The organism is Flavobacterium sp. Arc2, assembly GCF_041431385.1.
GTDB lineage: Bacteria > Bacteroidota > Bacteroidia > Flavobacteriales > Flavobacteriaceae > Flavobacterium.
Map to the genome: position 1 here is coordinate 56,748 of NZ_JASMRH010000013.1, position 17,534 is coordinate 74,281.

At 34.6% G+C, this 17,534-nt stretch carries 18 protein-coding genes; 12 read left to right on the forward strand and 6 right to left on the reverse strand.

All coding sequences use genetic code 11. From position 1 onward, the window contains the following. Positions 1-71 precede the first annotated feature (71 nt). Positions 72-944 (reverse strand): aldo/keto reductase family oxidoreductase, encoded by an 873-nt coding sequence (locus tag QO182_RS10630; RefSeq protein ID WP_371561560.1) that lies wholly within the window; start codon positions 942-944, stop codon positions 72-74. A gap of 212 nt (positions 945-1,156) precedes the next feature. Between QO182_RS10630 and QO182_RS10635 the strand changes: the two genes are divergently transcribed. From QO182_RS10635 to QO182_RS10675, 9 genes are all read left to right on the forward strand, one after another. Next, positions 1,157-2,161, forward strand: coding sequence for an AAA family ATPase (locus QO182_RS10635; protein ID WP_371537680.1), 1,005 nt, complete (start codon positions 1,157-1,159; stop codon positions 2,159-2,161). 82 nt (positions 2,162-2,243) lie between these two features. Beyond that, positions 2,244-3,107, forward strand: a complete 864-nt coding sequence (locus QO182_RS10640; RefSeq protein WP_371537677.1) for a DUF58 domain-containing protein — start codon at positions 2,244-2,246, stop codon at positions 3,105-3,107. A 59-nt stretch (positions 3,108-3,166) separates the two neighbouring features. After that, positions 3,167-3,310, forward strand: coding sequence for a four helix bundle protein (locus QO182_RS10645; protein ID WP_371537674.1), 144 nt, complete (start codon positions 3,167-3,169; stop codon positions 3,308-3,310). 22 nt (positions 3,311-3,332) lie between these two features. Then, positions 3,333-4,961 carry a hypothetical protein gene (locus QO182_RS10650; protein ID WP_371561562.1) on the forward strand — a complete coding sequence of 543 codons (1,629 nt, stop codon included), beginning with the start codon at positions 3,333-3,335 and terminating at the stop codon, positions 4,959-4,961. Beyond that, positions 4,961-5,962 (forward strand): VWA domain-containing protein, encoded by a 1,002-nt coding sequence (locus QO182_RS10655; RefSeq protein WP_371537668.1) that lies wholly within the window; start codon positions 4,961-4,963, stop codon positions 5,960-5,962. Before QO182_RS10650 ends, QO182_RS10655 begins: the two co-directional genes overlap by 1 nt. Positions 5,963-6,074: 112 nt before the next feature. Beyond that, positions 6,075-7,109, forward strand: coding sequence for a VWA domain-containing protein (locus QO182_RS10660; RefSeq protein WP_371561564.1), 1,035 nt, complete (start codon positions 6,075-6,077; stop codon positions 7,107-7,109). Positions 7,110-7,162: 53 nt separating this feature from the next. Further along, a complete protein-coding gene (locus QO182_RS10665) occupies positions 7,163-7,936 on the forward strand; it encodes a tetratricopeptide repeat protein (RefSeq protein ID WP_371561566.1) in 774 nt (257 codons plus the stop codon). A gap of 87 nt (positions 7,937-8,023) precedes the next feature. Continuing rightward, complete coding sequence (locus QO182_RS10670; protein WP_371537661.1) at positions 8,024-9,772, forward strand: BatD family protein; 1,749 nt, start codon at positions 8,024-8,026, stop codon at positions 9,770-9,772. A gap of 38 nt (positions 9,773-9,810) precedes the next feature. Beyond that, on the forward strand, positions 9,811-10,554 hold the full coding sequence (locus QO182_RS10675) for a tetratricopeptide repeat protein (RefSeq protein ID WP_371537659.1): 744 nt from the start codon (positions 9,811-9,813) through the stop codon (positions 10,552-10,554). A 36-nt stretch (positions 10,555-10,590) separates the two neighbouring features. Here QO182_RS10675 and QO182_RS10680 read toward each other — a convergent pair whose 3' ends face one another. Beyond that, positions 10,591-11,106, reverse strand: a complete 516-nt coding sequence (locus QO182_RS10680) for a CvpA family protein (protein ID WP_371561568.1) — start codon at positions 11,104-11,106, stop codon at positions 10,591-10,593. A gap of 227 nt (positions 11,107-11,333) precedes the next feature. On the opposite strand from QO182_RS10680, the gene QO182_RS10685 reads away from it, so the two are divergent. From QO182_RS10685 to QO182_RS10695, 3 genes are all read left to right on the forward strand, one after another. Further along, positions 11,334-11,690: a hypothetical protein gene (locus tag QO182_RS10685; RefSeq protein ID WP_371537653.1), complete on the forward strand. Its 357-nt coding sequence runs from the start codon at positions 11,334-11,336 to the stop codon at positions 11,688-11,690. A 113-nt stretch (positions 11,691-11,803) separates the two neighbouring features. Beyond that, positions 11,804-12,823: a phenylalanine--tRNA ligase subunit alpha gene (gene pheS / locus QO182_RS10690; RefSeq protein ID WP_371537651.1), complete on the forward strand. Its 1,020-nt coding sequence runs from the start codon at positions 11,804-11,806 to the stop codon at positions 12,821-12,823. 156 nt (positions 12,824-12,979) lie between these two features. Beyond that, positions 12,980-13,387, forward strand: a complete 408-nt coding sequence (locus QO182_RS10695; RefSeq protein WP_371537648.1) for a hypothetical protein — start codon at positions 12,980-12,982, stop codon at positions 13,385-13,387. A 121-nt stretch (positions 13,388-13,508) separates the two neighbouring features. Here QO182_RS10695 and QO182_RS10700 read toward each other — a convergent pair whose 3' ends face one another. From QO182_RS10700 to QO182_RS10715, 4 genes are all read right to left on the reverse strand, one after another. Beyond that, on the reverse strand, positions 13,509-14,261 hold the full coding sequence (locus QO182_RS10700) for a DUF6503 family protein (RefSeq protein ID WP_371561570.1): 753 nt from the start codon (positions 14,259-14,261) through the stop codon (positions 13,509-13,511). A 47-nt stretch (positions 14,262-14,308) separates the two neighbouring features. Further along, complete coding sequence (locus tag QO182_RS10705; protein WP_371561572.1) at positions 14,309-15,304, reverse strand: NAD(P)H-dependent glycerol-3-phosphate dehydrogenase; 996 nt, start codon at positions 15,302-15,304, stop codon at positions 14,309-14,311. 293 nt (positions 15,305-15,597) lie between these two features. After that, positions 15,598-16,755, reverse strand: a complete 1,158-nt coding sequence (locus QO182_RS10710; RefSeq protein WP_371561574.1) for an iron-containing alcohol dehydrogenase — start codon at positions 16,753-16,755, stop codon at positions 15,598-15,600. A 5-nt stretch (positions 16,756-16,760) separates the two neighbouring features. Then, on the reverse strand, positions 16,761-17,528 hold the full coding sequence (locus tag QO182_RS10715; protein WP_371537637.1) for a type 1 glutamine amidotransferase domain-containing protein: 768 nt from the start codon (positions 17,526-17,528) through the stop codon (positions 16,761-16,763). Positions 17,529-17,534: the final 6 nt, after the last annotated feature.

Genomic DNA, 17,534 nt, shown 5'->3' on the forward strand with positions numbered 1-17,534 from the left:
TTTATTATTTCTATTGAAATCACTATTGTTGAAGTTATTTTTATTTTTTTAGATGGAAAATCTGCGATGAATTATAAGACATCTTGCCCCATGCTTTCTGCCCAGATGGCAAACCAATCTTCTTTTTCAAGGTCTAATTCGACCGCTTTCATTAACGATTGTATTCTGGCGACATTTACCGTTCCGGCAATAGGAAGAACTTTGGCTGGGTGTTTTAAAACCCAAGCAAGTAAAAGTGTATCAGCACCAAGATGGTATTTTGAGACCAATTTAGCCAATATTTTTTTCAGTCGATGCGTTTGCGGGATATCGTTTCTAAAAACAAATCCTAAGGGATTCCAAGACATCGGACGAATGTTGTTCAATTGCATGTAATCAAAACTTCCGTCAACCATAGGTTCAAAATTTGTTGCCGAGAATTGTACCTGATTGTAGCTAACTTCTGTTTTTTGACGAATTAATTCGGTTTGAGAACTAGTAAAATTAGAAAGTCCGAAGTCAAGTATTTTTCCTTCAGATTTTAGTTTTTCTACGGCTTCGGCAATATCATCTGCTTGCATCAACGGACTGGGTCTGTGCAGCAAAAATACATCTAAATAATCAGTTTGTAAATTCTTTAACGATCGTTCAACTGACCAGATAATGTGTGACTTAGAGTAGTCGTAATGTTTGATTTTGTTGTCCCGGTTTTCAGCCAGCATTTGGATTCCACATTTAGAAATCAGCTGCATTTTTTCTCTCGCTACTTTGCTTGAAGTAAATGCTTTTCCGAAGGCAGCTTCGGTAGTGTAAGAACCATAAATATCGGCATGGTCAAAGGTGGTAATTTTGTTTTCTAAACAGACATGGATCATGTTTTCCATTTCCTTTGGAGTTAGGTTTTTATCCCAAATCCCCCAATTCATTGTGCCTGCTATAATAGGCGATAATATCGTTTTGCTCATGGTTTTTATTTTTTACTGAAACCCGTAATTTTTGTAATTCAAAGTATATTTTTCAAAGTTCTTAAAAATATAAAAATTGTATCATAATTAGTCCTTAAAATTAGGACTTTATTCGAAGTTTTAACCATTTTTTAACATCTTACCTCTAAAAAATAATTCAATTTGCACTCTCAAACATAAGGCATTAAATTCAAGGTTTTAAATACATCAATATGGAAGAAAATACATCGACTTTAGACATTAGAGCAATCAATGAAAAAATCGAAAGAGAGAGCGCATTTATCGACCTCTTGACAATGGAAATGAATAAAGTGATTGTGGGTCAAAAGCACATGATTGAAAGATTATTAATCGGACTTTTGGGTCAGGGACATATTTTATTAGAAGGTGTTCCTGGATTAGCAAAAACGTTAGCTATAAACACCCTTTCCCAAGCGGTACACGGATCTTTTAGCAGGATACAGTTTACACCGGATTTATTGCCGGCAGATGTTGTGGGGACGATGATATACAACATTAAGCAAAATGAATTCTCTATAAAAAAAGGACCTATTTTTGCTAATTTCGTTTTAGCAGATGAGATTAATCGTGCGCCAGCTAAAGTGCAATCGGCATTATTAGAAGCGATGCAGGAAAAGCAAGTGACCATTGGAGACACTACTTTTAAATTGGACAGACCTTTCTTGGTATTGGCAACTCAAAACCCAATTGAACAAGAAGGAACATACCAACTTCCAGAAGCGCAAGTCGATCGTTTTATGTTAAAAACGGTTATTGACTATCCTAAAATGGATGAAGAGCGTATGGTTGTTCGTCAAAACTTAAAAGGAAGTTACGAGAAAGTGAACCAAGTTGTTTCTGTAGAACAAATTCTACGTGCACAAGAAGCGGTACGCGAAGTGTATATGGACGAAAAAATCGAAAAATATATTCTTGATATTATTTTTGCTACTCGTTATCCAGAGAAATACAAACTAGCTGACTTGAAACCATTAATCAGTTTTGGAGCTTCGCCGCGTGGAAGTATCAATTTAGCTAATGCAGCCAAATGTTATGCTTTTATAAAACGTCGTGGTTATGTAATTCCAGAAGACGTTCGTGCCGTTGTTCATGATGTATTGCGTCATAGAATTGGGGTTACTTATGAAGCAGAAGCTGAAAACGTTACCTCTGTTGATATTATCAATAAAATTATAAACGAAGTTGAAGTACCTTAAAGTTTGTTTAATGTTTAAATTTTCAGGTTGTTAAATGGCAACTTTGAAACATTAAACTTTTAAACTTTAAACAAATTATAGAATGGATACAAAAGAGCTTTTAAAAAAAGTACGAAAAATAGAGATTAAAACCCGTAGATTGAGCGATCATATCTTTTCGGGGGAATACCACACTTCATTCAAGGGGCGCGGAATGACTTTCAGTGAAGTACGTCAGTACCAATATGGGGATGACATTCGTGCGATTGACTGGAATGTTACGGCGCGTTACAATGAAGCTCACGTAAAAGTCTTTGAAGAGGAGCGTGAATTAACGATGATGTTGATGGTTGATATCTCAGGATCGGAAAGTTTTGGTTCTAAAAACCAATTCAAAAAAGACATTGTTACGGAAATTGCTGCAACCATGGCTTTTTCGGCAACACAGAATAATGACAAAATTGGGTTGATTTTATTTTCTGACCAAATTGAATTATACATTCCGCCAAAAAAAGGAAGGTCACACGTCTTGCGTATCATTCGTGAATTGATAGAGTTTGAACCCAAAAGCCATAAAACAGATATAGGTCAAGCATTAAAATTTTTATCCAGCACTCAGAAAAAGAAAGCGATAGTATTTGTTATTTCTGATTTCATGTCCGAAAATTATGAGCATCCGTTGAAAATCGCGTCTAAGAAACATGACATCACGGGAATTAGGGTGTACGATATTAGAGAACAAAAAATGCCAAATATAGGTATGGTGCCAATGACTGATGCCGAAACAGGAGAAACACAATTAGTTGACACTAGTTCGAAGACAGTTCGATTCAATTATGAGAAATATTATAATGACCAATTAATTTATTTCAAGGAAACATTCAGTAAGTCAGGCGCTGGTGTAGTAAATACTAGGGTTGATGAAAGTTATGTGACCAAATTATTAGGCTATTTTAAATCGAGGTAATGATTAACGATTGAAGATTAACGATTTTTGATCTAAGATTTTAATAGAATGTTTAAAAGATGAACAAACAGATTTTAGAAGACCGATTGATAGATTTTGCAGCTTTAATTATTAATGTTGCCAATAATTTTGAGGAAAATTATGCAGGAAATCACCTTGCAGGCCAAATAATTCGTTCAGGAACATCGTCAATCAAAAATTAGTGCCTCAAATTGAACATAAAAAATGAATAAATTTTACCTACTAGTACTGCTTTTTTCCACTGCTATTTTTGCCCAGCAAAAACGAGTGGTAACCAGTATAGATACGACTAAGAACAAAATTGGCGCCGAGTTTAAATTGACGGTAAAAGCGTCAGTGGATACTTTATCTAAAGTTGATTTTCCAAAACTTAAAAATATCGGAGCTCTCGAAGTAATTCGGTCTTATCCTATAGACACGATTAAAAATAATGACCGTTATGAATTAATCAAAAAATATGGGTTAACACAGTTTGATTCTGGGAAATATACGATTCCAAGTATAAAGATTCTTATTAACAGTAAACCATATTTAACGGACTCGATTTCTGTTGACGTGGCAAATGTTGAGGTGGATACTTTAAAACAGAAGATGTATGATATTAAAGACATTGTTCCGGCAAAGAGTTCGATAGGTGACTGGTGGAAATACTTATTGATTATAGCTTTAATTCTTGGGATAGGAGCATTAGTTTATTGGATTGTTAAAAGACAACAAAAGAAAAAGATTGAAGAAGAGGTGTACAAAACACCAATAGAAAAAGCAACCAGCTTACTGAATACCTTAGAGCAAAAAGAACTTTGGCAAAAAGGAGAAGTGAAAGCTTATTATAGTGAATTGACAGATATTGCTCGTAATTATATTGAAGAAGCAATTGATATTCCAGCTATGGAAAGCACAACTTCAGAGTTGATTTTGGGTCTTAGAGCTGCTTCTGTAAGAAAGAAAATGACAGTTTCGCAAGAGACAATAGAGAACTTGGAACGTGTTTTAAAACAAGCCGATTTGGTTAAATTTGCCAAATCTAAACCAGTAGAGTACGAAATTACCGAGGATCGTAATAAAATACAAAAAGCAATTCTTACACTAGACAGTTCTATTCCTGTAGAAGTCGAAATTGAAGAGGATACTTTATTGAATGAAGCACAAAAACAAAAACAGATCCAAATTCAACTAAAGAAAAAGAGAAGTAAACGCATACTAATTGCAGTGGCTTCGGTTGTTTTCTTATTGTTAGCAACTACCACTTATTTTATCGCTACTAAAGGATTTGATTATGTAAAAGATACAATTATCGGACATCCTACCAAAGAATTGCTTGAAGGAGAATGGATAAGAAGTACGTACGGAAACCCGGGAGTTGCTATTGAAACGCCAAAAGTGCTACGAAGAATTGATTTAACAAAATCGCTTCCAAAAAATGGTTTGCAGCTAGTTAAAGAAATGCAATCTTTTGCCTATGGTAGTTTTGTGGATAATTTTTATTTGATGGTTTCTACAATTAAATACAAGCAAGAAGCCGAAATTGATTTGAAGAAATCGATGGAAGTTACCTTACAGACATTAGAATCTCAGGGAGCACAAAATATGATAGTGAAACAAGAAGATTTTGACACTAAAGAAGGGGCTAGTGGTTTAAAATCATATGGAACGTTTTCAAGATTCAATGTCGATTCTAATAGCAGCGAAAAGCTGTATTATGAAATAGTGCTATTTAGTCAAGAAGGCGGATTGCAACAAATCATGATTTTCCATGAAGAAGGGGATTCGTACGCCAATGAAATATCAGACCGAGTCTTGAGCTCTGTCGAATTAATACAAGTAAGTAAATAATGGGAAATATCACATTTTTAAATCCTGAGTTTTTCTGGTTGTTTCTTTTGATTCCAATAGCCATAGTGTGGCTATTTGTGAAGAGAAACGATCAGTCAGCAACTTTAAAAATAAGTTCAATTAAGGGATTTAAATCTTCAGAATCTTTATTGGCGAAGCTAAAGCCTTATTTGAGCGTATTAAGATTAGCTGCATTAAGCTCTTTGATTGTAGCTATGGCTAGACCTAGAACGGTTGACATCAGTAATAAAACAAAGACGACAAAAGGGATAGACATCGTTATGGCAGTCGATGTGTCAGGAAGTATGCTCGCCAAAGATTTGAAGCCGAATAGAATGGAAGCTTTAAAAAGAGTAGCCGCTGATTTTGCAGATGAAAGACCTAATGACAGAATAGGACTTGTAGTTTATGCTTCTGAAGCTTATACGAAAACTCCAGTTACCAGCGATAAAGCCGTTGTTCTGGAGGCCATCAAGAGTATAAAATATGATAATGTTTTACAGGATGGAACTGGAATAGGAATGGGATTAGCAACGGCTGTAAATCGTTTAAAAGATAGTAAAGCCAAGAGTAAAGTGATTATCCTTTTAACAGACGGTGTGAACAATGCAGGTTTTATTGAACCGGAAACGGCGGCAGACATCGCAAAACAATATGGGATTAAAGTTTATACGATCGGGATTGGAACAAACGGTATGGCAGAATTTCCATACGCGGTAGCTGCCAACGGTGATTTTTTATTCAAAATGATGAAAGTCGAAATTGATGAAAAGCTAATGAAAAGTATTGCCACAAAAACTGATGGACGCTATTTTAGAGCAACAAGTAACAGCAAACTGGCTGAAATTTATGGCGAAATCAATAAACTGGAAACGACTGAAATTGAAGAATTAAAATTCTATGATTATGATGAGAAATACAGGCCTTTTGTTTGGCTTGCCGGTTTCTTATTATTAGCTGAGATAGGATTAAGAAATACGGTTTACAAAAGCTTTATATAGAATCCTTCGCCCAGCCCCTAAGAAGGATGTGGAAATTGGACGTGAAAATTGGGATTTGACTTTTGGAATTTGGAATTTGTCCCGATTATTCGGGATTGGAATTTAGAAAATTATGGAATTAGACGAAATAAAATATTTATACTTACTTTTTATACTGCCAGCAGTGGTGGTACTATTCCTATACAATTTATATTGGAAAAGAAAAAAGAAAAAGGAATTTGGTGATCTGGAATTAATAAAAAAATTGAGTCCAGAATCTTCTGTTTTTAAACCTGTTTTTAAACTGGTTGTAATTCTTTTGGCTTTGACGGGATTGATTTTTGGGTTAGTTAATCCAAAAATTGGAACTAAAATGGAAACAGTAAAACGAGAAGGAATTGATATCGTTTTTGCGATGGATGTATCCAAAAGTATGCTGGCGGAAGATATTGCTCCAAGTCGATTAGAAAAAAGTAAGCAGATTGTTTCCCAAATTATCAATGAATTAGGAAGTGACAGAATAGGGATTGTGGCCTATGCAGGTAGTGCTTTTCCGGTATTGCCCATTACTTCAGATTACAGTGTGGCAAAAATGTTTCTGCAAAGCATGAATACCGAAATGGTATCATCGCAAGGAACGTCGTTAGATGAAGCCATAAAGCTATCTTCCACTTATTTTGACGATAAGAGTAAAACTTCGAAGTTGCTTATTTTGATTTCTGATGGAGAAGATCATTCTGACGGTGCTCAAGCTGCCGCAGAAGAAGCGAATAAGCAGGGAATGAGAATTATTACGATAGGGTTAGGAACTGAAAAAGGAGGAACGATTCCTTTAAAGAAAAATGGTGTTGTAGAAAGTTATCAAAGAGACAACAATGATGAAGTTGTTGTTACAAAATTGAACCGTGCTAGTTTAGAGACGATTGCTAAAGCGACCAAAGGTGGCTATATCGATGGGAATAATACTAAAGAAGTCGTGGCGTACATTAAGAATACATTAGATAAAATTCAAAAAACCGAATTTGAATCTACGCAAATGGCCGACTTTCAATCACAGTTTCAATGGTTCCTAGGATTCGCTTTTGTGTTGTTGTTTTTGGATCTATTTTTGCTGGAAAAGAAAACAAACTGGGTGAAGAAGTTGAATTTATTTAACGAAGAAAAATAAATGTCTATTCTTTAAGAGGTTTAGCTTCTAAGGAATAGCATAATTTAAGAAAAATGAAGAATTTTAAAAAATACATATTTACGACTTTCGCGCTTCTTTTTTTAGGGCTGGGGGGAGTATTGGCACAAGAGAAAGATAAAAGTTTGCCTAAAGCAAATGAGGAATATGCAGACAATAAATTTGTTGATGCAGAAGCTGATTATAGGATTTCAAGTTCAAAATTTCCAAATGGAACTGCTGCTCCTTATAATTTGGGAAATGCGATCTACAAACAAAATCAAGCTTCTGAGGCTAAGTTTGCTTACGCCAAAGCAATTAAAAGCACTAAATCAAGATCTGAGAAGCACAAGGGCTTTCATAACTTAGGGAATGTGTTTATGAAGGAAAAAAATTACACAGAGGCCGTTGAAGCATATAAAAATGCGTTACGCAATGACCCTACTGATGAGGAAACAAGGTACAATTATGCATTGGCAAAAAAGATGCTAAAAGAAAATCCGCCTAAAGACGACAAAGACAAAAAAGACAAGGATAAAAAGGACAAAGACAAAAAAGATCAGGACAAGAAAGATCAGGACAAGAAAGACAAAGACAAAGATAAGAAGGACGATAAGGGCGATGACAAGGATAAGGATAAAAAAGATGGGAAGAACAAGGATGATAAACCCAAAGATCAAGAGAAACCGAAACCACAACCTGGTGGAATTTCGAAACAACGATTAGAAAATCTTTTGGATGCTGTAAACAATGAAGAAAAGAAAATTCAAGATAAAGTAAACGCCACTAAAGTAAAAGGAAAACCAACAAAAACAGAAAAAGATTGGTAATTGAGATTTTTTGCGGGAAGAATAAAACAAAGTGCTAAAACAGAGAACAAAATAAATCCGAAAGGAAAGATAAGTGTTGAATAAAAGATGAAAAGATATTTAATTTTAATACTGTTAAGTTTTCAAGGACTTTTGGCTCAGGTACAATTTGAGACTAAAGTGAGTAAAACCACGCTCGGACTAAACGAAAGGTTGCGAGTTGATTTTGCGATGAACATCGATGGGGATAATTTTACTGAGCCTTCTTTTGACGGATTTAGAGTTATTGCAGGACCAAGTCAACAAGTGAGTCAGTCTTGGATAAATGGACGTAGTACTTTTGAAAAAGTGTACTCTTACTACCTTCTACCCAACCAAAAAGGGAATCTAACAATCAAGCAGGCGACTATTGAATACAATGGGCAGGTTTATAAAACTAGTCCGGTAAAAATAAATGTAACCGCCGCGGTTGAACAACCTAGAGATCCTAATGATACCAGTATTTCTGCAGACAATAATTTGTATTTAATTGCTGATATTTCTAAGACAAATCCTTATGTAAATGAACCTATAACGGTTGTTTACAAATTGTATTTCAGTAATAATATTGGGATAAGCAATTTTAAAGAACTCAATAAGCCAAAATACAATGATTTTTGGAGTCAAAACATTGAGATTAAACAATTAGTTGCCGAAGAAGGAATGTTCAAAGGGGAACGTTATCGTTATATCGTACTTAAAAAAGCAGTTTTATACCCACAAAAATCAGGTAATTTAACTATTGAGCCACTGTCATTGGATATCGATGTGCAATTGCCCACAAACCGTAGGGACGTTTTTGGTCGTGTTGTTATAGCTGATGATAGTAAAAGAGTATCTGCAGGTGCGAAAACGATCAATGTAAAACCACTTCCTGAAGCAGGAAAACCAGATGATTTTTCAGGTGCTGTAGGAAATTTTGGTTTCAAAGTGACGCCTACAAAAACGAGTTTGAAAAACGGGGAAAGCCTTGACTTGGTAGTGAGTGTTACCGGAAAAGGGAATATGAAGTTATTCAATTTACCAAAGCCGGTTGTTCCTAATGCTTTAGAAATGTATGATGCGGTTCACGGTGAAGATGTGAATACGTCGTTAGCAGGAATGTCAGGGAAAATTTCAGACAGTTATACAATAATACCACAATACAAAGGTAATTATCCTGTAAAACCAATGCAATTCTCTTATTTTGACCCTGGATCAGGTAAATACAAAACGATAAGCTCTCCTGAGATAATGATTACTATTTTAGATGGTCCCACTGCTTCTGATGCAGTAGCCTCCAATTCAGGAAATGGTAAAAATAAAATTTCTGCTACAGAGCAGTTCAAATTTATCAAATTGAAAACAAATTTTGTGGCGATTAATAAAGATGATTTCTTTGGTTCCAAATTGTTCTATGGTTTATTGTTTTTTCCTTTTTTGTTGCTGCCAATAATAGTGTTGCTGAAGAAGAAAAAAGAAGCGATTGATGGAGATGTAATAGGGAATAGGATAAGAAGAAATAATAAACTGGCAAAGAAATATTTATCGCAAGCCAAAAAGCAGATTAATAATAAAGAGCCGTTTTATGTTGCCCTTGAGAAAGCAATGCATAACTTTTTGAAAGCTAAATTGCATATTGAAACTTCAGAGATGAGTAAAGATAATATCAAAGAACTTTTGTTGACCAGGAATGCAAATCCTGTGGCAGTAGATGACTTTATTGCGCTAACTGAGAATTGTGAAGTTGCGAGATACGCTCCTTCATCTAGTGCGACCATCCAAAAAGATTATGATAAAGCAGTGTCGATAATTTCTGATTTGGAAAAACAAATCTAAAATTGACAATAAATAATTTATAATTGACCATCCGAAAAATGAAGAATATTTTTTATATATTATTACTGACAACTCAAGTTTTCTTTGCTCAAAATGGCTTTGAAACGGGAAATGATTTGTATAAAGCAGGAAAGTACGACGAAGCGATTGATGCTTATGGAACTGTGTTGAAATCAAACAAGCAATCTGCAGAATTGTATTTTAACCTTGGGAATTGCTATTATAAGTTAAATAAAGTGGCACCAGCTATTTATAGCTACGAAAAGGCCTTAGTGTTGAGTCCAAATGACCGTGAGGCCGCAAATAACCTTAAGTTTGCCCAAAAACGTACCATTGATGAAGTAAAAGTAGTTCCTAAAGTTGGGTTTGCCAAGTTGCTTCGTGATTTCACCGCAATTTACCATTACAATACTTGGGCATGGATTGCCGTAGGATTAGCAGTTTCATTTTTACTGGCTTTTTTAGGGTATTACTTTTCAGAAACCACAGTAGTCAAAAGGATTTCGTTTTTTGTCATGTTTGCACTTATTATTTCCATATTTATAGTAATTGCAGCTGCCGTCTTTGAAAAAAGCCATTACGATAATGAAAAACCAGCTATTGTTTTTGTAGAAATTGCAGAGGTAAGAAGCGAGCCGCAAAAAGGAAGTGCCGTTATTTTTGTGCTTCATGAAGGGACAAAAGTCTATGTTGAAGAAGAAGTAGACAGTTGGAAAAAAGTCCAATTAACGGACGGTACAGAAGGTTGGATCGAAAACAGTGCTATCAAGGAAGTGAAGTAGTTTTTCTTCACTACTCAAACACTGTGAAATCAAACATCATTCTGTTTTCTTGGTTTCTCTAAAATCAGTATACCACTTTTCTAAGGAAGGATAAATATATTTTGAAACTTCTTGAATGGGGTTGTAAAACATGGATTTATTAAGTGTCTCTTCTTTTGCAATCATATTGTTTATATTGATTTTCTGAAAAAGATTAATTACAACGCTTAAAAGCAAAATGGTTTTTAGAACACTAAAAACACCTCCTGCCAGTTTATTGAATATTCCTAAGAAGGCAAAGTCCATAATTCCCGTTAGTACTTTTGCTAATATATGAACGGCCAATACTACTCCGATAAACGTGAGCCCAAAAGCGATTATTTCGATATATTCTGGAGGCCAGGAAACGTGATTGGCAAGCATTGCTCTTATCATGTAAGAGAATTTTATAGCCATATAGATTCCTAGAATAAGTGAAATCAAGGAAGCCAGTTCAATAAAAAGCCCATTTTTCATGCCTTTGAATAAAGCATATAGAAGTAATGCACCCAAAACAATATCTAAAAAACTCATAGTTTAAGAATAAAGAGATTAGAACAAAGATAGAAGAATAAAGAAAATAGAGGGAAGAACAGAGAGAAAAGAAAGCAAAAGAGAAAAGTCATTAAAAGAATAAAGAAAAATAGAGAATAGAAAATACCGAAGTCAAAAACGTAGTTCCTATCTTTGCCAAAATCAATTTTTTCAAACGCAAAGAATGAGGACTTTTGTCTTTATTCTTTATTTTATTTTCTAAAAAAATGTCAAGAGACAACCAACTTAAAGAACGCTGGGAACAGCTTGTAGATATACTTTCCAATCAATTTTCACAAGGAGAAGACCTAGATTTAGATGCCATCATATACCTGATTGGGGTTCAAGAACTCGGGAAAGTACACCGTGAATATAAGAAAGACGAAAAATTAAACCTGATGCATATTGCGATTTGCCGTTTATTAGAACCTTACGGATTCTATGAATTTGAATTCTTCGATGAAGAAGGCTGGCCGCATTATCGCGTTAAAGAGGAGTTGCCAACGCTTAAAGCAGGAGAACAATCCGTTTTAATGAAAGAAGCTATTGTGAATTATTTTATCGAAAGAGAGTTGATTGAGTAATCATTTTTCGGTAAACACTCATGAATTAATAGGCTACTGGCTAAACTTTGAAATTTAAACTTTAAACCTGAAACAAATTTTTGTAAATTTGCACTCTCAATTATTGGATGAAAATGATAGATAAGATAAAAGAATATATTGGGGAAGCGCAAGCATTCTCAACACAAGATAAAGCAGAATTAGAGACATTTAGAATTAAATTTCTTGGAAGCAAAGGACTGTTGAAAGAGCTTTTTGCTGAGTTCAAGAATGTTCCTAATGACCAAAAAAAGGAATTTGGACAAGTAATCAATTTACTTAAAACTTCCGCAGAAGAAAAAGTAAAAAGCATTCAGGAAGCATTCGAAAGTAAAGAGGAAACTAAAGGTTTTTATGGTGATTTAACGCGTTCGGCTGAACCGATAACTATTGGTTCCCGTCACCCTATTTCATTGGTAAAAAACCAGATTATTGATATTTTTTCTAATATTGGTTTCAATGTTTCTGAAGGACCTGAAATTGAAGATGACTGGCATAATTTTACTGCATTAAACCTTCCAGAATACCATCCGGCACGTGACATGCAAGATACTTTTTTCATTCAGACTGATCCAGATATTTTGTTGCGTACGCATACGTCGTCTGTACAGGTACGTTACATGGAAGAAAACAAACCGCCTATTAGAACGATTTCTCCAGGAAGAGTTTTTCGTAACGAGGCAGTTTCATCTCGCTCTCACTGTATTTTTCACCAAGTAGAAGGATTGTACATCGATAAAGATGTTTCTTTTGCCGACTTGAAACAAACTTTATTGCATTTCACTAAAGAGATGTTTGGGAAATCAAAAATACGCTTGCGTCCGTCTTATTTTCCGTTCACTGAACCTAGCGCCGAAATTGATATTTATTGGGGTCTAAAAACCGAAACGGATTATAGAATTACCAAAGGAACTGGTTGGTTAGAAATTGGTGGTTGTGGTATGGTAGATCCTAATGTTCTTAAAAATTGCGGTATCGATCCAGAAGAGTACACTGGTTTCGCTTTTGGAATGGGAATTGAAAGAATCGCTATGTTGAACTATCAAATAGGTGATATTCGCATGTTTTATGAAAATGACGTACGTTTCTTAGAGCAATTTAAAGCCACTATTTAAAAATTAAAAGAAGAATTTGGAGCTATTTCCAGCTATTCGTTACAATCTTTTCTTGTTTTAAAGAAAAACCAGAAAAGGATTTTCACTTCTATCTGGGCTAGGAATAGTGAATTATACAATATAAGTGCTTCGAGATATCGACGTAAAAAATAAGCAATGAAAAAAGACATTATAATCCCTGAAGTAGAGAACGTTTTCGTGGCCGCAGTCCAAGAATGGAGTGACGACTTTATGGAAAAGGTTTGGTATGCTTATTTAGTAAATGACAGTGACTTTCTTATCGAAAGTGTTATGGTCGTTTCTAAAGCATTTGGAACTATCGACGGCGAAATGAAAAAAACATCATTGTTGCGTCATGCTTTTGTGGAAGTCCCTCCGGTTTCGGTGGTGAAAATTGAAATGCTAGAAAAAAGTGTTTTAGTACTAAATAATGAGTTCATGGTAACTTTTTTCATTGGGAATAAATTGTACGACAAGAAATTTATATTTAAAGCCAATTCTATTAATGAAAAGGATGTGGAAGAAGTTCCTCTTTTATTTGTAGATGGTGTTATTGTGAGGTAAGTGTTTTCAAACGTTAATAAAAAAAGCAGCTATGCCCTTGTTTAAAGGAGATAGCTGCTTTTTTATTTTGAAAAATTAATACCTATAAAAGCTGTACTAGTAAAAATAGCAGCTCAATTTTTTATAATTTACTAACCTTTGTTAATGTATCTGTTGCTAAATAGCTTCCGTCTTTATTAAGATACCAAGCTCTAACTTTAGGGATTTTGATTCCAGAAAATTCCTCTTCATCGCTTAGTAGAATATATTCTCCGTCCTTTTTAGTTTCATCGTGGTAAAATTGATATACTTTTAAAGCATAAGTTTTAGGATCAAAATAGAAGAACCAAGCATCTTTACCAACTCCTTCTTCATATTTTACTTTTAAAACAAGATACTCTTTCCCTAAGAATTCCTTTTTCTCTACTGCGGAATCAATAATAGTCCCTGGGTCTTTTAGCTTCATCGGTAAGCCATATAAGTAAGTATAGTAATTTTGCATGAATTTAGTTCGTGCTTCGGTAAGATTGTAAGTTTTTATTTCCTCTTCGGTAAAATTATTTTTACCATCCAGACTCAATAAGAATGTACCATTAGTTACGCTATATCCAACAGTTTTGTCATTCTTTACCATAGCAAGTTTAAAATACTGATTTGGAAAATCTATACTTATGTCGCTTAAACGTTCGGTACCGTTTGGCATTGTCATACCGATGGTTAGTTTTCCTTTAAAATGACCCCAGTTACCTTGTGGGTCGTGATAATGTATTGCTCGTTCTAATAGTTGCTCGCCGCTAATTTCTTGAGCAGAAGTCTTGAAAAAGACTAGCAGGCATAGTAGTAGTATAGTTCGGTTAACAAAAGATATACCTGTTTTAGGAAGAATGAGTGTCATATGCATGATTGTTTAAATGGCTTGATTAAAATAATCTAAATACGATTCTAATCTAGTTGATCTGTCAATTTCTTGAAAACAGCTCTGGCATCTTTGCCTTCATATAAGATTTGATAAACAGCATCGATAATTGGCGTTTTAGCGCCATAACCTTGATTGAGTTTATAAGCGCTTTTAGTAGCGTAATATCCTTCAGAAACCATACTCATTTCCATCATAGCACTTTTTACGGTGTATCCTTTTCCGATCATGTTTCCAAACATCCTGTTTCTAGAAAAAACAGAATATCCCGTTACCAATAAATCCCCCAAGTAAGCCGAGTCGTTAATGTTACGCTTCATTTTATGGACCTTCTTGATGAATTTTTTCATCTCTCGTATTCCGTTACTCATCAATACCGATTGGAAATTATCTCCATAACCCAAACCATGTGCTATCCCTGCTGCTATAGCATAAATGTTTTTAAGCATCGCAGCATATTCAGTTCCTATGATGTCATCAGTAATCTTCGTTTTAATGTAATTTCCGGAAAGATTTTTGGCTACTACTTTTGCTTTTTCGGAATCACCACAAGCAATAGTTAAATAGGACAAACGCTCTAAGGCGACCTCCTCAGCATGGCATGGACCTGTAATTACACCAATATTATGGTAAGGGATTTCGTATTTAAAATGGAAATGTTCACCTACAATCATACTCGTTTCAGGAACGATTCCTTTGATCGCAGAGAAAATTACTTTGTCTTCCAGAGAAACAGTTAGTTTTTCCAGTTCACCATTTAAAAAAGCGGATGGTATAGCAAAAATAATATAGTCAGCATAGGCAACTGCTTCATTAATATCGCTTGTTAGTTTTAATTTTTTTGTATCAAATTCAACAGAACTTAAATAATTCGGATTGTGTTTGTGTTTTTTTATATGTTCAATTGCCTCTTCATTTCGCATATACCACGAAACCTCAGAAAGATTGACACATAACATTTTTGTTATCGCTGTTGCCCAGCTTCCACCACCAATAACTGCAAATTTTATCTTACCGCTCATCTGTTTATTAAATTTAACCAAAAGTACTTAAAAATGGATTAATTTAACCAAAAATAAGTTTTGATACTGAAGTTTTATTAAGTAAAAAAAGCAAAAAATTATAAATAAATAATTTTTTATAATTCCATACAATATACCCATTTTTTTAACGTTGTAACTTACTATATATTAAGTTATTTAGAAATATATGAAATTGGAATTAGTTAGTTTTGTTTTGGTGTTAAAAAAAAGGCGTCCTAGAATTTAATTCAAGAACGCCTTTTTATTTTAAGCTGGATTTTTACCTTTTTTAACTAGTAGCTCATTTCAACAATTTCTTTTACTTTGTCTAATGTGATATTTTGTCTTTCTCCTAAGCCTTTCCATCCTCTTTCCTCAAAACGTTTCACGATGAAATCTGCTGTGTCATCGTATTCTTTTGTGTAGTCAGAAAGTTTAGTATCCATTCCCATCGTATGGAAAAACTCAACCGTTTTGTTAATCGCTTCATTGGCAATTTCGTCTTCGGTACCTTCTAAGTTGAAGATGCGTTTTCCATATTGTGCCAGTTTTGCTTTCTTAGTCTCAAACATCACTTTGTATAAACTTGGAGCGATAATAGCTAATGTTCTCGCATGGTCAATTTCATACTTAGCAGTCAGTTCATGACCAATCATATGGGTTGCCCAATCATTAGGGACGCCTTTTTGGATTAAACCGTTCAAAGCCATAGTACAACTCCACATAAAGTTAGATGCCAAGGCATAATCTTTAGGGTTTTCCACCACTTTTGGACCAACTTCAAGTAAGGTTTGTAAAATTCCTTCAGCAATACGGTCTTGTAAATATCCTTCGTGAGGATATGTCAAGTATTGCTCCATCACGTGTGTGTATGCATCAACGACTCCGTTTTGTAACTGTCTTTTTGGTAAAGATTCGATTACTGTTGGGTCGCAAATAGAGAATTGCGGAAACAAAGCAGAACCTCCAAAAGCAAGTTTTTCTTTAGTTGACTCGATAGTCACCACAGCACCAGAGTTCATTTCGCTTCCTGTTGCAGGCAAAGTTAAGACAGTTCCAAATGGCACTGCATTTTCTTTAATTAAAATACGCTTTTGCAAAATCTCGATTGGGTCTCCATCATAATTAACGGCGCCAGAAATAAATTTCACACCATCAATTACAGATCCACCTCCAACGGCAAGTATGAAATCTATTTTTTCTTCTTTAACAACGGCAACAGCTTTCATTAAAGTCTCGAAACGGGGATTAGATTCAATTCCGCTAAATTCCACAATTTCATGACCCTTAAGATTGTTGATCACTTGTTCGTATATTCCATTTTTAAAGATACTTCCTCCACCGTAAGCCAATAATATCTTAGCTCCTTTAGGTACGAGGGTTGCTAATTTTTCTATTTGTCCTTTTCCGAATACAAGATTCGTGGGATTATATAATTCGAAGTTTAACATGATTATTATTTTTTATTTAATTGGTGTAATAACTTTTCGGCAACTAATTTAGATGAAGCCGGATTTTGTCCGGTAATCAACAAACCGTCTTCAACTGCATAAGGATGCCAGTCTTCTATTGATGAATAGGTAGCTCCGTTTGCTTGTAAAGCGTCTTCTAATAAAAATGGAACAACATCTGTTAATCCTACTGCTGCTTCTTCGGCGTTAGAAAAACCAGTCAGTTTCTTTCCTTTTACTAAGAATTCTCCGTTCACTTTTACATTTTTAAGTGCTGCAGGTGAATGACAAACAAATGCTACCGGTTTTTTATTAGAATAAAAAGCAGCAATTAAATCAATTGAATTTTTATCAGTTGCTAAATCCCATAATGGCCCGTGACCTCCTGGATAAAATACAGCATCATAATCAGACTCTTTTACGTCAGTTAATTTATGCGTTTTGCTTAATTTTGCTTTAAGCTCTGTGTCTTTGTCAAATCTTTTAGTGTCTTCTGTTGCGGCAGATGGATCATCACTTTTAGGGTCAATTGGAGGCTGACCTCCTAGTGGCGTTGCAATATCAATTACAACTCCTTTATCTGCTAACTCATAATAGGGTGCTGCAAATTCTTCAACCCAAAATCCTGTTTTTTCTCCTGTGTTCCCTAATTCTGAGTGACTAGTTAGAACGAATAATACTTTTTTCATCTTAGTTTTTTTTGTTTTTTGTGCAGTTGCTGTAAAACAACCTACTGTTAATACTATTAATGCAAATAATGCGACTTTTTTCATTTTGTT

Coding starts and splice junctions, on each gene's coding strand:
- QO182_RS10630 (WP_371561560.1), bottom strand. CDS start 944: ATGAGCAAAACGATATTATCGCCTATTATAGCAGGCACAATGAATTGG.
- QO182_RS10635 (WP_371537680.1), top strand. CDS start 1,157: ATGGAAGAAAATACATCGACTTTAGACATTAGAGCAATCAATGAAAAA.
- QO182_RS10640 (WP_371537677.1), top strand. CDS start 2,244: ATGGATACAAAAGAGCTTTTAAAAAAAGTACGAAAAATAGAGATTAAA.
- QO182_RS10645 (WP_371537674.1), top strand. CDS start 3,167: ATGAACAAACAGATTTTAGAAGACCGATTGATAGATTTTGCAGCTTTA.
- QO182_RS10650 (WP_371561562.1), top strand. CDS start 3,333: ATGAATAAATTTTACCTACTAGTACTGCTTTTTTCCACTGCTATTTTT.
- QO182_RS10655 (WP_371537668.1), top strand. CDS start 4,961: ATGGGAAATATCACATTTTTAAATCCTGAGTTTTTCTGGTTGTTTCTT.
- QO182_RS10660 (WP_371561564.1), top strand. CDS start 6,075: ATGGAATTAGACGAAATAAAATATTTATACTTACTTTTTATACTGCCA.
- QO182_RS10665 (WP_371561566.1), top strand. CDS start 7,163: ATGAAGAATTTTAAAAAATACATATTTACGACTTTCGCGCTTCTTTTT.
- QO182_RS10670 (WP_371537661.1), top strand. CDS start 8,024: ATGAAAAGATATTTAATTTTAATACTGTTAAGTTTTCAAGGACTTTTG.
- QO182_RS10675 (WP_371537659.1), top strand. CDS start 9,811: ATGAAGAATATTTTTTATATATTATTACTGACAACTCAAGTTTTCTTT.
- QO182_RS10680 (WP_371561568.1), bottom strand. CDS start 11,106: ATGAGTTTTTTAGATATTGTTTTGGGTGCATTACTTCTATATGCTTTA.
- QO182_RS10685 (WP_371537653.1), top strand. CDS start 11,334: ATGTCAAGAGACAACCAACTTAAAGAACGCTGGGAACAGCTTGTAGAT.
- pheS (WP_371537651.1), top strand. CDS start 11,804: ATGATAGATAAGATAAAAGAATATATTGGGGAAGCGCAAGCATTCTCA.
- QO182_RS10695 (WP_371537648.1), top strand. CDS start 12,980: ATGAAAAAAGACATTATAATCCCTGAAGTAGAGAACGTTTTCGTGGCC.
- QO182_RS10700 (WP_371561570.1), bottom strand. CDS start 14,261: ATGACACTCATTCTTCCTAAAACAGGTATATCTTTTGTTAACCGAACT.
- QO182_RS10705 (WP_371561572.1), bottom strand. CDS start 15,304: ATGAGCGGTAAGATAAAATTTGCAGTTATTGGTGGTGGAAGCTGGGCA.
- QO182_RS10710 (WP_371561574.1), bottom strand. CDS start 16,755: ATGTTAAACTTCGAATTATATAATCCCACGAATCTTGTATTCGGAAAA.
- QO182_RS10715 (WP_371537637.1), bottom strand. CDS start 17,528: ATGAAAAAAGTCGCATTATTTGCATTAATAGTATTAACAGTAGGTTGT.